The 12,706-nt window shown below is 67.6% G+C and carries 12 protein-coding genes and 1 pseudogene; 3 read left to right on the top strand and 10 right to left on the bottom strand.

Features of this window, described 5'->3' with window-relative positions:
* Nucleotides 1–44: 44 nt before the first annotated feature.
* The 8 genes from atpA to CAL24_RS01420 all read right to left on the bottom strand — a co-directional run bounded on the left by atpA (nucleotide 45) and on the right by CAL24_RS01420 (nucleotide 7,259).
* The gene (atpA, locus tag CAL24_RS01455; RefSeq protein WP_028354542.1) at nucleotides 45–1,586 is read right to left on the bottom strand and encodes a F0F1 ATP synthase subunit alpha; all 1,542 of its coding nucleotides are present in this window, start codon (nucleotides 1,584–1,586) and stop codon (nucleotides 45–47) included.
* A gap of 43 nt (nucleotides 1,587–1,629) precedes the next feature.
* Nucleotides 1,630–2,169, bottom strand: a complete 540-nt coding sequence (locus tag CAL24_RS01450; protein ID WP_028354541.1) for a F0F1 ATP synthase subunit delta — start codon at nucleotides 2,167–2,169, stop codon at nucleotides 1,630–1,632.
* A gap of 12 nt (nucleotides 2,170–2,181) precedes the next feature.
* Nucleotides 2,182–2,652, bottom strand: a complete 471-nt coding sequence (locus tag CAL24_RS01445) for a F0F1 ATP synthase subunit B (RefSeq protein ID WP_028354540.1) — start codon at nucleotides 2,650–2,652, stop codon at nucleotides 2,182–2,184.
* A gap of 148 nt (nucleotides 2,653–2,800) precedes the next feature.
* Nucleotides 2,801–3,043 (bottom strand): F0F1 ATP synthase subunit C, encoded by a 243-nt coding sequence (gene atpE / locus CAL24_RS01440; RefSeq protein WP_003815363.1) that lies wholly within the window; start codon nucleotides 3,041–3,043, stop codon nucleotides 2,801–2,803.
* Between the two features lie 114 nt (nucleotides 3,044–3,157).
* The gene (atpB, locus tag CAL24_RS01435; protein ID WP_028354539.1) at nucleotides 3,158–4,039 is read right to left on the bottom strand and encodes a F0F1 ATP synthase subunit A; all 882 of its coding nucleotides are present in this window, start codon (nucleotides 4,037–4,039) and stop codon (nucleotides 3,158–3,160) included.
* A gap of 68 nt (nucleotides 4,040–4,107) precedes the next feature.
* Nucleotides 4,108–4,536 carry an ATP synthase subunit I gene (locus CAL24_RS01430; protein ID WP_231501725.1) on the bottom strand — a complete coding sequence of 143 codons (429 nt, stop codon included), beginning with the start codon at nucleotides 4,534–4,536 and terminating at the stop codon, nucleotides 4,108–4,110.
* A 179-nt stretch (nucleotides 4,537–4,715) separates the two neighbouring features.
* Nucleotides 4,716–6,284, bottom strand: a complete 1,569-nt coding sequence (locus CAL24_RS01425; protein WP_094805527.1) for a DUF1254 domain-containing protein — start codon at nucleotides 6,282–6,284, stop codon at nucleotides 4,716–4,718.
* Between the two features lie 198 nt (nucleotides 6,285–6,482).
* A complete protein-coding gene (locus CAL24_RS01420; RefSeq protein WP_028354536.1) occupies nucleotides 6,483–7,259 on the bottom strand; it encodes an enoyl-CoA hydratase in 777 nt (258 codons plus the stop codon).
* 44 nt (nucleotides 7,260–7,303) lie between these two features.
* Here CAL24_RS01420 and CAL24_RS01415 point away from each other — a divergent pair, with 44 nt between their 5' ends.
* Nucleotides 7,304–9,067, top strand: coding sequence for a M61 family metallopeptidase (locus CAL24_RS01415; RefSeq protein ID WP_028354535.1), 1,764 nt, complete (start codon nucleotides 7,304–7,306; stop codon nucleotides 9,065–9,067).
* Nucleotides 9,068–9,248: 181 nt separating this feature from the next.
* On the opposite strand, the pseudogene CAL24_RS01410 reads toward CAL24_RS01415, so the two are convergent.
* A pseudogene (locus tag CAL24_RS01410) lies at nucleotides 9,249–10,150 on the bottom strand (NAD(P)/FAD-dependent oxidoreductase).
* Nucleotides 10,151–10,269: 119 nt separating this feature from the next.
* On the opposite strand from CAL24_RS01410, the gene folB reads away from it, so the two are divergent.
* Both folB and ttcA read left to right on the top strand, forming a co-directional pair.
* On the top strand, nucleotides 10,270–10,629 hold the full coding sequence (gene folB / locus CAL24_RS01405; RefSeq protein ID WP_028354533.1) for a dihydroneopterin aldolase: 360 nt from the start codon (nucleotides 10,270–10,272) through the stop codon (nucleotides 10,627–10,629).
* 15 nt (nucleotides 10,630–10,644) lie between these two features.
* A complete protein-coding gene (ttcA, locus tag CAL24_RS01400; protein WP_094805526.1) occupies nucleotides 10,645–11,622 on the top strand; it encodes a tRNA 2-thiocytidine(32) synthetase TtcA in 978 nt (325 codons plus the stop codon).
* A 124-nt stretch (nucleotides 11,623–11,746) separates the two neighbouring features.
* Here the strand turns inward: ttcA and CAL24_RS01395 are convergent, their stop codons facing one another.
* The gene (locus tag CAL24_RS01395) at nucleotides 11,747–12,703 is read right to left on the bottom strand and encodes a D-2-hydroxyacid dehydrogenase family protein (protein WP_094805601.1); all 957 of its coding nucleotides are present in this window, start codon (nucleotides 12,701–12,703) and stop codon (nucleotides 11,747–11,749) included.
* Nucleotides 12,704–12,706 lie beyond the last annotated feature (3 nt).

The raw sequence follows: 12,706 nt of genomic DNA, 5'->3' as shown, positions 1-12,706 counted from the left end.
ACCGTAGGGCGGGCGCGAGGCCCGCCGCTACGCCAGACATTGCCTTAAAAAGCACCGTGCTTCTTGAAATCCTGGATGGCGGCAGCCAGTTCGGCCTCGTCGTCCTTGGACAGTTCCTTGGTGTCCTCGATGCGCTGGATCAGGCCGGCATGCTTGGCCTTGAGTTGATCCTTCAGCGACTTTTCGAAGGCCAGGACCTGCGCCACGTCCACGTCGTCCAGGTAGCCGTTGTTCACCGCGTACAGCGTGACGGCCAGTTCCCACACCTGCAGCGGCTGGTATTGCGGCTGCTTGAGCAGTTCCACCACGCGCTTGCCGCGCTCGAGCTGGCGACGGGTCGCGTCGTCGAGGTCGGAGGCGAACTGCGCGAAAGCGGCCAGTTCACGGTACTGCGCCAGGTCGGTACGAATACCGCCGGACAGCTTCTTGATGACCTTGGTCTGGGCGGCGCCGCCCACGCGCGACACCGAGATACCGGCGTTGATGGCGGGACGCACGCCGGCGTTGAACAGGTCGGTTTCCAGGAAGATCTGGCCGTCGGTGATGGAGATCACGTTGGTCGGCACGAAGGCCGACACGTCGCCCGCCTGGGTTTCGATGATCGGCAGCGCGGTCAGCGAGCCGGTCTTGCCCTTGACGGCGCCGTTGGTGAACTTCTCGACGTATTCCTCGTTGACGCGCGCGGCGCGCTCCAGCAGGCGCGAGTGCAGGTAGAACACGTCGCCCGGGTAGGCTTCGCGGCCCGGCGGGCGGCGCAGCAGCAGCGACACCTGGCGGTAGGCCCAGGCTTGCTTGGTGAGGTCGTCGTAGATGATCAGGGCGTCTTCGCCGCGGTCGCGGAAGTACTCGCCCATGGTGCAGCCAGCGTAGGCGGCCAGGTACTGCATGGCGGCCGAGTCCGAGGCCGAGGCGGCCACGACGATGGTGTAGTCCATGGCGCCGTGCTCTTCGAGCTTGCGCACCACGTTGTTGATGGTGGACGCCTTCTGGCCGATGGCGACGTACACGCAGGTGACGCCCTTGCCCTTCTGGCTGATGATGGTGTCGACCGCGACGGCGGTCTTGCCGGTCTGGCGGTCGCCGATGATCAGCTCGCGCTGGCCGCGGCCGATCGGCACCATCGAGTCGATGGCCTTGATGCCGGTCTGCAGCGGCTGCGACACCGAGCGGCGGGCGATCACGCCGGGGGCCACTTTCTCGATGATGTCGGTTTCTTTGGTGTCGATCGGGCCCTTGCCGTCGATGGGCGTGCCCAGCGTGTTGACCACGCGGCCCTTCAGTTCGGGGCCGACCGGCACTTCGAGGATGCGGCCGGTGGTCTTGACCTGGTCGCCTTCGGACACGCCGGTGTAGTCGCCCAGAATCACGGCGCCGACGGAATCGCGTTCGAGGTTGAGCGCCACGCCGAAGACGTTGTTGGGGAACTCGAGCATTTCGCCCTGCATCACGTCGGACAGGCCATGGATGCGGGTAATACCGTCGGTCACGGACACCACGGTGCCCTGGGTACGAATGTCAGCCGAAGCGCCCAGGCCCTCGATGCGGCTCTTGAGCAGTTCGCTGATCTCGGAGGGATTGAGTTGCATATTGACTCCTGGAATCCTGTTTGTCTGGCCTGCCGTCTGCGCGTCAGGCGGCCAGGGTATCCCGCAAGCGGGCCAATTGGGCTTGTACGGAAGTATCGAGCACCTGGTCGCCGACCGCCACGCGCACGCCGCCGATCAGCGATTCGTCGACGGTGACACTGGGGTTGAGCTTGAGGCCGAATTTGGTTTCGAGCGCGTCGACCAGTTCCTTGACCTGGGCTTCGCTGAGCTCGAACGCGCTGGTGATTTCCGCCTGCGCCGTGCCTTCGTGACGATTCTTCAGCGCGACGAACTGCTTGGCGATGATCGGCAGCAGCAGCAGGCGGTCGTTGGCCACCAGCAGCTCGACGAAATTACGGACCGCCTGGGGCAGTTCCGACTTGGTCAGGCCGATGAACAGCTGGGCGCGCTGCGCGTCGTCCAGGCGCGGATCGGACATCGCTTCGCGCACGTCGGGGTGGGCGGCCACCTGGGCCAGTTCGCCGATCAGGTCGGCCCAGGCCGGCAAGCCGGCCTTGTCGTCGCGCGCCGCGCTGAAAAGCGCCTCGGCGTAGGGCCTGGCGACAGTGGAAAGTTCAGCCATGGCGTTCCCGGATTAAAGCTGCGCCTTGAGCTGGTTGAGCAGCTCGGCATGGGCGCGGGCGTCGACCTCGCGCTTGAGGATCTGTTCGGCACCCTTGACCGCCAGCGCGGCGACGTCGTCGCGCAGCGCATCGCGAGCGCGCTGGACTTCCTGCGCGGCATCCTGGGCCGCCTGGGCGACGATGCGGGCGCGCTCGGCTTCGGCTTCGCGGCGAGCCTGCTCGATCAGCGAGGCGGCCTGCTTTTCGGCCTCGATGATGCGGGCATGGGTTTCGGATTTGGCAGAAGCCTCGATCAGACTGACGCGCGCTTGGGCTTGGGCCAGGTCGGCCTTGCCCTTCTCGGCGGCGGCCAGGCCGTCGGCGATTTTTTGGCGGCGCTCGTCCATCGCCTTCGTCAGGGGGGGCCACACGAATTTCATCGTGAACCAGCCCAGAACGAAGAACACGAGCATTTGGAAAAAGATCGTCGCGTTCAGATTCACGGTCGTTCCTTTAACACCTTGCGGCTCCGGCCGCACCAATGGCGTCGCGGAGCTCTCGATACTTTGCCGACCGGCAGCGGAGCGATTCCGCTGCCGCCGGCGTCAGGCCCGCCTTCATGCCGGCGGGCGTTGCCATGAACCGCCGGGCTCAGCCCACGAACGGGTTGGCGAAGGCGAACAGCATGGCGATACCCACGCCGATCAGGAACGCCGCGTCGATCAGGCCAGCCAGCAGGAACATCTTGGTTTGCAGCGCATTCATCAGTTCGGGCTGACGAGCCGAAGCTTCCAGGTACTTGCCGCCCATCAGTGCGATACCGATGCAAGCGCCGATGGCGCCCAGACCGATGATAAGACCGCAAGCGAGAGCAACGAAAGCGACGTTGGTCATGACAACTCCTTGGTTAGAAATCTGAAGTCAAATTGTAAGAAGACAGGTACTGCTTGGTATGCAAGAAAATCTTGCGCCCCGGCGTGGGCAAGCGCCCGCGCCAGGAAAACGGGGTCAATGCCCTTCGTGAGCCTGGCCGATGTACACCAGCGTCAGCATCATGAAGATGAAAGCCTGCAACAGCACGATCAGGATGTGGAAGATGGCCCACACCGATCCCGCCAGCACATGGCCGATACCCAGGCCCACGCTGGCAGCGTTCAGGCCCGTCCAGGCGCCGCCCAGCAGGGCGATGAGCATGAACACGAGTTCGCCGGCGAACATGTTGCCGAACAACCGCATGCCGAGCGACACCGACTTGGCGGCGTATTCGATCAGGTTGAGCAGCAGGTTGGCGGGCGCCAGCAGCAGCGCGCCGATGCCATGGGCATGGAAGGGCGCGGTGAAGAGTTCTTTGACGAAGCCGCCCGGGTGCTTGATCTTGATGCCGTAGTAGAACATCAGCAGCAGCACGCCCAGCGACATGCCCATGGGCACGTTCAGGTCGGCGGTGGGGAGGATGCGGTGGTAGTAGAGCGGGTCGCCGTGGTGTGCGCCCAGGCCGGTCCAGCGCCACACCGAGGGCATCAGGTCGACGGGGATCAGGTCGAGCGCGTTCATCAGGACGATCCAGAGGAACACGGTGAGGGCCAGCGGGGCCACGAACAGGCGGCTCTTGGCGTTGGTGACGATGCCCTTGGCCTGCTCGTCGACCATGTCGACGATCATTTCGACGAAGGCCTGGAAGCGGCCCGGCACGCCGGCCGTGGCGCGACGCGCGGCCAGCCAGAGGAAGACGATGACGACCAGGCCGGTAAGGGCGGACCAGAAGATCGAGTCGTAGTTGATGACATCGAACTGGGCGATGACGGACTGCTTCTCGCCGATGTTGTTCAGATGCACCAGGTGGTGCTGGATATACGCGGACTGAGGCGATACGTCGCTGGCAGCAGCCATTTGGAACCCTACCCTCTTTGCTGTGGGGCCGGACCTTGCGGGCCGGCCGTTGCATGATTTCTAAGCAGCTATGACAACTTGCGGAACATCAACAGCAGGAGATAGCCCTTGAGCGTGAAGATCAGGCCCAGCAGCACCGCCGGCCACACCAGCCAGCCTTGCGCCACACGCGACAGCAGCCACAACAGCAGCGCCGTCATGAGCAGCTTGACCATCTCGCCGAGGAAAAAAGTAACGGGACTGGCTCGACCCGATTTGAGTACGTTGATGAGCAGACGCAATGCAAACAGCGCATTGGGTATGAAATACGCTCCCGCCCCCGCCAACGCCGACAAACCCGCCGCCGCCCCCGCAATGATCCCTGCAATTGCCGCCGCCGCGAGGCCCATGGCACCCTGCGCCGCCAATGCCCACAAGAGCCCCCGGCAAGCCTGGGCATCGAGTGCCGCGCGATCGGCATCGGTAAGCACCGGATTTTGTTCCACCAGGCTTTGCATCAGGCTTCCCCGCTCTTGCGGACACGACATGCGTGGTAGGTCACCACGTGTTTTTATCCCGCAAGCGTCAAACCCGTAGAGTATAGCGTGATTCGTTTTGCGCCGGCAAATGAAGAAAGCGGCGCCGGATGACTCCGGCGCCGCTTGGCGGGCGAAGGGGCGGGCTGCCCCCGGGGGGATCAGTCTTCCCGCACGGGCGGCGGCGCCCAGTTGCCGTCCAGCGCGATGTCGCGCGGCCAGTACAACCGCATGTTCAGCATGAAGTTGCCCCGGTCGGGCGCGGGCAGCCAGTTCGCCGCCTTGCGCGGCCCCGGATCGTCGCGCTGGATGTAGATGTCCAGCGAGCCGTCGGCGTTGTACTGCAGCGGATCCGTGCTGCGCAGCGCATAGCGGCCGATGCGGTTGGGCGCCAGGTTGTGGTCGGCGTTGTAGAGGATCAGCGACCACGCGGCATTGGCCGGCGGCAGCTGGCCTTTGTCGAAGTGCAGCACGTACTCTTCGTCGCTGCGCAGCAGCTCGCCATCGTCGTCGATGGTGGTGACGGGATACAGCGCATCGTGCGGCGTGGTGGCGCCCAGCCCGGCGTAGGCGACGGCGGCGCGCCGCGTGTAGTCGGTGCCGTAGGTGCCGATGCCGGTCAATACGGTATTCCAGCCGTTCATGGACGTGCCCAGGCGCGGCACCGCGTCGGCGATGCGGCGGCCCGCGACGGGCAGCGCGTCGGCCAGGGCCTGCTGCACCGCCGGGTCGAGCCGGCTGTACGAGAACGGCTGCGGACCGACCAGGCCGATGCGGCGCAGCCGCGACAGCATGGCATAGTCGTTGGCATGCGGCGGGTTGGCGCGCAGCAGCTCGGCGAACACCGTGAAGAAGGTTGCCGGGTCCATGGCCGCGACCTGCTGGCCCGGCGACCCCTGGGCGCTCCAGGTGATGGTCGACACCGGCGCCGGCAGCGTCGACGGCGCGCCGATGGGGGTATAGCCGGGGCTGGACGGGCTTTGCGGCCAGGTCGCCGGCTTGGCCGCGCCGCGGCGCGGCGGCGTGGCGAGGGTCGGCGCGGGCGGCGCCACCGCCATCGGCGAAGCCGTCATGCCGGCCTGGAACTGGTTCACGGCGGCATACTCGGCCTGCCCGCCGGTCTGGATGCGGGCGATCAGCCACCCCATCGAGGTCGGGCTGCGCACCACTTCGACGCCGAACGGCGCCGTGCCCTGCCAATGGGGGCCGACGATGGCGAAGGTCTGCTCGCCATTGCCGGTGGTGCGGGTCCCGCGCGAGGCGTATTCGTCGGTCCACATGTCCAGCAGCGACATCGCGTAGTAGCGCCCGCCCGAGTCGGGCACGCGGATGATCAGCGGCTGGCGCGAAACGTCGTACCAGAGGCTGGAATACAGCATGTCGGTGCTGGGCCAGGCCACATCGGTGGCGCCCGGGTCGGGGAAGACCGTGCGATGGCCGAACTGGTTCATGGGCGCCTTGCCCGCCAGCGAGGTCTGGACCTGGGTCGAGGCCCGGCGGGTGGCTTCCATGAGCACCATGGGATAGGCGTACAGGTAAGCATCCACCGCGATGTCCTGCAATTCTTCTGCAGACAGGGCGGATTGCGACGCCGCCACCGGGGTTTCCGATACCAGCCGCATCGAGGGCTGCGGGTACTGCGCCAGGGATGCGCAGGCAAAGCCGGCGCCGAGCGCGGCGACCAGGGCCGCGCGGGGCCAGCGGCGCATAGAGTGGGAATGGTCAGGCATGGGGGCTCCTTGTTCGTTGTTGGCAAACGAGCCGACCCTCCCGCCAGGGAGCGGGAGGACCTTTTCAGGCATCACGCCGTTTCAGGATAGGCGCGGAAGCTGCAACAAGGTGCAATTCAAGAGTTACAACCGGCAACCAGTTACCTGGCTGCCGCCCCATGCCGCCGCGCTGCCTTCGGCGGCGTGCTGGAGGAAGTGTTACTTGTGGCGGAAATTGGGCGGACGCTTTTCCACGAAGGCGGCCATGCCTTCTTTCTGGTCTTCGGTGGAAAACAGCGAATGGAACACCCGGCGCTCGAACAGCAGCCCTTCGTTGAGGGAGGACTCGAAGGCCCGGTTGACGCATTCCTTGGCCATCATGACCGAGGGCAGCGACATGGAAGCAATGACGGTGGCGGCCTCGAGCGCCTCGTCGAGCAGCTTGTCGGCCGGCACCACGCGCGACACCAGGCCGGCGCGCTCGGCCTCTTCGGCCCCCATCATGCGGGCCGTCAGGGCCAGGTCCATGGCCTTGGCCTTGCCGACCGCGCGCGGCAGGCGCTGCGTGCCGCCCGCGCCGGGAATGACGCCCAGCTTGATCTCGGGCTGGCCGAACTTGGCGGTGTCGGCGGCGATGATGATGTCGCACATCATGGCCAGCTCGCAGCCGCCGCCCAGCGCATAGCCGCCGACCGCGGCGATGACGGGCTTGCGGATGCGCTTGAGGGTTTCCCAGTTGCGGGTGATGTATTCGCTGCCGTAGACATCCATGTACGACCAGTCTTTCATGGCGCCGATGTCGGCGCCGGCTGCAAAGGCTTTTTCGCTGCCGGTGATGACCACCGCGCCGATGCCCTCGTCGGCCTCGAATGCCAGCAGCGCGGCCCCCAGCTCGTTCATCAACTGGTCATTGAGCGCGTTGAGCGCCTTGGGGCGGTTCAGGGTCAGCAGCCCGACGCGGCCACGGGTTTCGACCAGCACAAACGACTCGCTCATGGATGTCTCCTGGAGAAAAAAGCGTAGGAAAGTAAGATAGCGCAATGAACACACCCGTAATTTACCGCCTGGAACCGCGCGACCCCGCCGGACACCGCTATCACGTCACCTTGACCGTACCGGAACCCGATCCGGCCGGGCAACGGCTGGCCTTGCCGGCCTGGATCCCGGGCAGCTACCTGATCCGCGACTTTTCGCGCCAGATCGAAACCCTGGGCGCCCGCGCCGGGGGCCGGCCGGTCGCGGTGACCAAGCGCGACAACCACACCTGGCAGGCCGCGCCGTGCGACGGGCCGCTGCAGGTGGAATACACGGTCTATGCCTGGGACTTGTCGGTGCGCGGCGCGCACCTGGACGAAACCCACGGCTTCTTCAATGGCACCAGCGTATTCCTGCGCGTGCTGGGCCAGGAACAGGCGCCCTGCCTGCTGGACCTGGCGCCGCCGCGCGGCATCGCCGGCTGGAAGGTGTACACCAGCCTGCCCGAGGCCCGCGGCCACGCGGGCGCGGCCCGCCGCCACGGCTTCGGCCTGTACCGGGCGCCCGACTACGATGCGCTGATCGACCACCCGGTCGAGATGGGCACGCCGCAGGTGGTCCGGTTCACGGCGCACGGCGCCGAACACGAGATGGTGTTCACCGGCGTGGCACCCAACCTGGACCTGGCGCGCATCGCGGCGGACGCGCGCCGCATCTGCGAGGCGCAGATCGCGTTCTTCGAGCCGCGCACCCGGCGCGCGCCCTTCCTGGACAGCAGTGACCGCTACGTGTTCATGACCATGGTGGTGGGCGACGGCCACGGCGGCCTGGAACACCGCGCCAGCACCGCGCTCATGGCGTCGCGCAAGGACCTGCCGGTGCTCGGCCAGCAGGGCCAGGGCGAGGGCTACCGCGGCTTCCTGGGGCTGGTCAGCCACGAGTATTTCCACACCTGGAACGTCAAGCGCATCAAGCCCGCCGCGTTCGTGCCGTACGACCTGCAGCAGCCCGACCTGACCCGCCTGCTGTGGGTGTTCGAGGGCTTCACCTCGTACTACGACGACCTGATGCTGCTGCGTTCGGGCGTGATCAGCCAGGCCGATTACCTGCGCCTGCTGGGCAAGACCATCACCGGCGTGGCGCGCGCGCCCGGGCGGCGCAAGCAGTCGGTGGCCGAGAGCTCGTTCGACGCCTGGACCCGCTATTACAAGCAGGACGAGAACTCCCCCAATGCGCTGGTGAGCTACTACACCAAAGGCGCGCTGGTGGCGCTGGGGCTGGACCTGACCATCCGCCGCGACAGCGGCGGCGCGCGCTCGCTGGACGACGTCATGCGGCTGTTGTGGCAGCGCTATGGCCGGGATTTCTACCGGGGCAAGCCGCAAGGGCTGCCCGAAGACGCGCTGCCCGAGCTGGTGCGCGAGGCCACCGGCGTGGATGTGCGGCGGTTCGTGGCGCGCCACGCCTACGGCACCGCCGACGTGCCGCTGGCGGAGCTGCTGGCGCCGCACGGCATCGCGCTGCAATGGAAGGCGCCGGTCAATATTCCGTCGCTGGACGTGCGCACGCGCAAACAGGGCGACGGGCTGGCGCTGGCCACCGTGTTCGAGGGCGGCGCCGCCCATCGCGGCGGGCTGTCGGCCGGCGATGTACTGGTGGCGGTGGATGGCCTGCGCGTGGACGCGCCGGCCGGGCTGGACTTGCTGCTGGCCCAGTACCGTCCGGGCGACCGCGTCACCGTGCATGTGTTCCGCCGCGACGAGCTGCGCGCCTTCACCGTGCGCCTGGCGCCGCCGGCGGCGCTGGACTGCGTGCTGGCGGCAGCCTAGCCTGCCGAATGCCGCGGCGGGCGCCGGGCGCGGCAATAGGTGTCTGACACCCCGCGGAGGCGTCCCGTGCAGTGGCGGCCGTCTCATGGGGTGTCAGACACCTGGATACGATGGGGTGCCAGACGCCGGGATATACCCCGGGATATGCCTGGATGGCCTGGATGCCGGCTGGCCGGCCCGGCTAGCCGGCGCCGCGCTCGCCGCGGCGCTGGATGGTCTTGGCGGCCACCACGCCGTCGGCCAGCGAGGTCACCACGCAGGGGTGCATGCGGTGCGCCACTTCGCCGATCGCGTAGACATCGGCGGTACTGGTTTCGGCCGTGGCGGCATCGGTGCGGATGTAGCCGCGCGCGTCGCGCTGCAGGCCCAGGGCCTCGGCAAAGGCGGCCTGCGGTTCCCAGCCGTAGAACACCAGGATCAAGTCGTAGGCGCGGCCGTCGACGGTGCGGGCGGCCGGATCGACCTGGTAGGGGCCGACCCGCACCCCGTCCTGGCCGGCGCGCGCCACCCATTGCTGCTGGGCCCGCACACTGCGGGCATACAAATGCACGGCGCGGGCGCCGCGGTTGCGCACATAGACGAAATTCTCGAACGCATTGTCGCCCCCGCCCAGCACGGCCACCGACAGGCCGGCGTAGTCTTGCGCCATGATGGACGAGCCGGGGCCGACAAACACGCCGGGCCACGCCGCCCCCGGCGGATGGCCCGGCAGGCCGCGCGCGCGCACGCCCGAAGCGACCACCAGGGCCCCCCGCGCACGGTTTCCACGGCGCCGCCCGCCCGGCCCAGCTCGACCTCGAAGCCGCCGTCGGCCCGGCGAGCCCGCAGCGCGGGCGTGTCCAGGCGGGTCGGCACGCCGGCCGCCTGCACGCTGGCGGCGATATTGGCGGCCACCTGCTGGCCGGTGACGCCGGGCAGCACGGCGATCCAGTCGTCGGCGAAGGGGTTGTCGGCCGCCAGCCCGCCCAGGCGGCTACTGGCCTCGACCAGCAGCGGCGCCAGACCCAGGCGGGCCAGCCAGATGGCGCACGAAGCCCCGGCCGGGCCGCCGCCCACGATTACCGCGTCGTATTGCTGCCGCATGTCTGTTGTGTTCCGTGTGTCGCATTGTGGCGCGCCGCAAGGCGCAGGCGCATCGGCGGAATTGTAGCCAGGGCCCCCGCCCGCCTTACAATTCCGGTTCCCTCCTCCAGGCTTCCATCATGCCCACACGCCGCATCATCCTTTCCGGACTGGCGCTCGATGCCCGCATCGGCATTCTCGAACACGAACGCCGGGCCACGCAGCCCCTGCACATCGACGCCGAGTTCGACGTGGACATCACCCGCAGCGTGGACGACCACGACATCCACAGCGTGCTGGACTACCGCCGGCTGCGCGAGGCCATCGTCGAGGAATGCACCCAGGCGCACGTGAACCTGATCGAGACGCTGACCGAACAGGTCGCGGCCCGCCTGCTGCGCGACTTCGCCGAAATCCGCTCGCTGCGGCTGCGCATCAGCAAGCCGATGGCGTTCTCCGACTGCGCCGCGGTCGGCGTGGAGATCCAGATCAACCGCTAGCATCGCCCGTTCATCATGCAAGACCTCATCGATACCCCAGCCGCCGCCCATCGCACGCCGGCCCAGGAAAAGATCCGCCACGAGGGCAACAAGCTGGCCAAGCGCTTGGCGCGCGAAACCACGCGCGCCATCGCCGACTTCAACATGATCGAGGCCGGCGACCGCGTCATGGTGTGCCTGTCCGGCGGCAAGGATTCCTACGCGCTGCTCGACATCCTGCTGGCGCTGCGCAAGCGGGCGCCCTTTTCGTTCGACATCGTGGCGGTCAACCTCGACCAGAAGCAGCCGGGCTTCCCGCCCGAAGTGCTGCCGAACTACCTGGCGTCGCTGGGCGTGCCGTTCCACATCGAGACACAGGACACCTATTCGATCGTGACGCGGGTGATCCCCGAGGGCAAGACCATGTGCTCGCTGTGTTCGCGGCTGCGGCGCGGCATCCTGTACCGCGTAGCGAGCGAGCTGGGCGCCACCAAGATCGCGCTGGGCCACCACCGCGACGACATCCTGGCCACCTTCTTCCTGAACCTGTTCTACGGCGGCAAGGCCAAGGCCATGCCGCCCAAGCTGGTTTCCGACGACGGCCGCCACACGGTGATCCGGCCGCTGGCGTATGTCCCGGAAAGCGACCTGGTGGCCTATGCCAAGTTCAAGCAGTTCCCGATCATCCCGTGCAACCTGTGCGGCTCGCAGGAAAACCTGAAGCGCCAGGAAGTGGCGCGCATGATCCAGGAATGGGATCGCCGGCATCCCGGGCGGTCGTGGAATGTGTTCAATGCGCTGTCGCGCATCGTGCCGTCGCACCTGATGGACCGCGACCTGTTCGACTTCGTGGGACTGAAGCCCACGGGCGTGGCCGATGCCAATGGCGACACCGCGTTCGACCCGGTGGACCCGGCGCATCCGCAAGGCGAAATGGATGGCGGATGCGGGGACGGGCCGGCGGACGGCGCGGCGGGGATGGCGGAACAGAAGGTGGTGTTCGCGCGGTTGTAAGACGGGGCGTCTTGGATGGTGTCAGACACGCCAGGTGTCTGACACCTGGCAGTGAAGGCGCGGGTGTTGCATGGTGTCAGACACCCGCAGGGTGTCTGACACCTGCTGCACGGCCGGGATGCGGCTACGGGTTCAGCACGCGCACCGGCTGGCCGGCCATCCAGCCGCTGACGGCCTGCAGGGCGTTGCGGTAGAAAGCGGTGAAGTTCTCGGGGCTGACGTAGCCCAGGTGCGGCGTCAGTACGACATTGTCCAGCGCCCGCAGCGTGTCGGTGGGCGGCAGCGGTTCTTCGGGGAACACATCCAGGCCGGCGCCCGCCAGGCGTCCCTTGCGCAGGGCGTCGAGCAGGGCGTCCTGGTCGACCAGCCCGGCGCGCGAAGTGTTCACCAGGAAAGCCGTGGGCTTCATGGCGGCCAGCGCCGCCGCGTCCACCACCTGGCGGGTGCGTTCGCTGAGGATCAGGTGCACGCTGACGACGTCGGCATTGGCGAACAGATCGTGCTTGGCCGCATAGGCCACGCCGGCCTGCGCGGCGCGCTCGGGCGTGAGGTTGGGGCTCCAGGCCAGGACCTCCATGCCGAATGCCTTGCCCACCTGCGCCACCGCCGTGCCCAGCTTGCCCAGGCCCACCACGCCCAGGCATTTGCCGGCCAGCGGCCGCGGCATGCCGGTTTGCCACAGGCCGCGGCGCATGTTGGCGTCTTCGACCGTCAAGTTCTTGAACAGCGCCAGGATGTGCGCCCAGGCCAGTTCGGCGGTGGCGGTGTTGGCATCGGCGCTGCCCGGCGCGCCGCACACCACGATGCCGCGGCGCGAGCAGGCGTCCATGTCGATGGCCAAGTTGCGCATGCCGGTGGTGACCAGCAGCCGCAGGTTGGGCAGGGACTCGATCAGGTGCGCCGGGAACGGCGTGCGCTCGCGCATGGCCACGATGACCTCGAAGGGCTGCAGCGCGCGCGCCCGCTCGGCTTCGGGCAGGTAGTCGCGGAACGTCTGCACCCGGGCGCGCGGGCCCAGGGTGGTCCAGTCGGCGTAGCGCTCGGCCACGCCGTGGTAATCGTCCAGCAGGGCAACCCTGATCGT

It is taken from the genome of Bordetella genomosp. 2 (assembly GCF_002261345.1).
Lineage (GTDB): Bacteria > Pseudomonadota > Gammaproteobacteria > Burkholderiales > Burkholderiaceae_B > Bordetella_A.
This window is presented reverse-complemented; position numbering and strand designations above follow the sequence as displayed.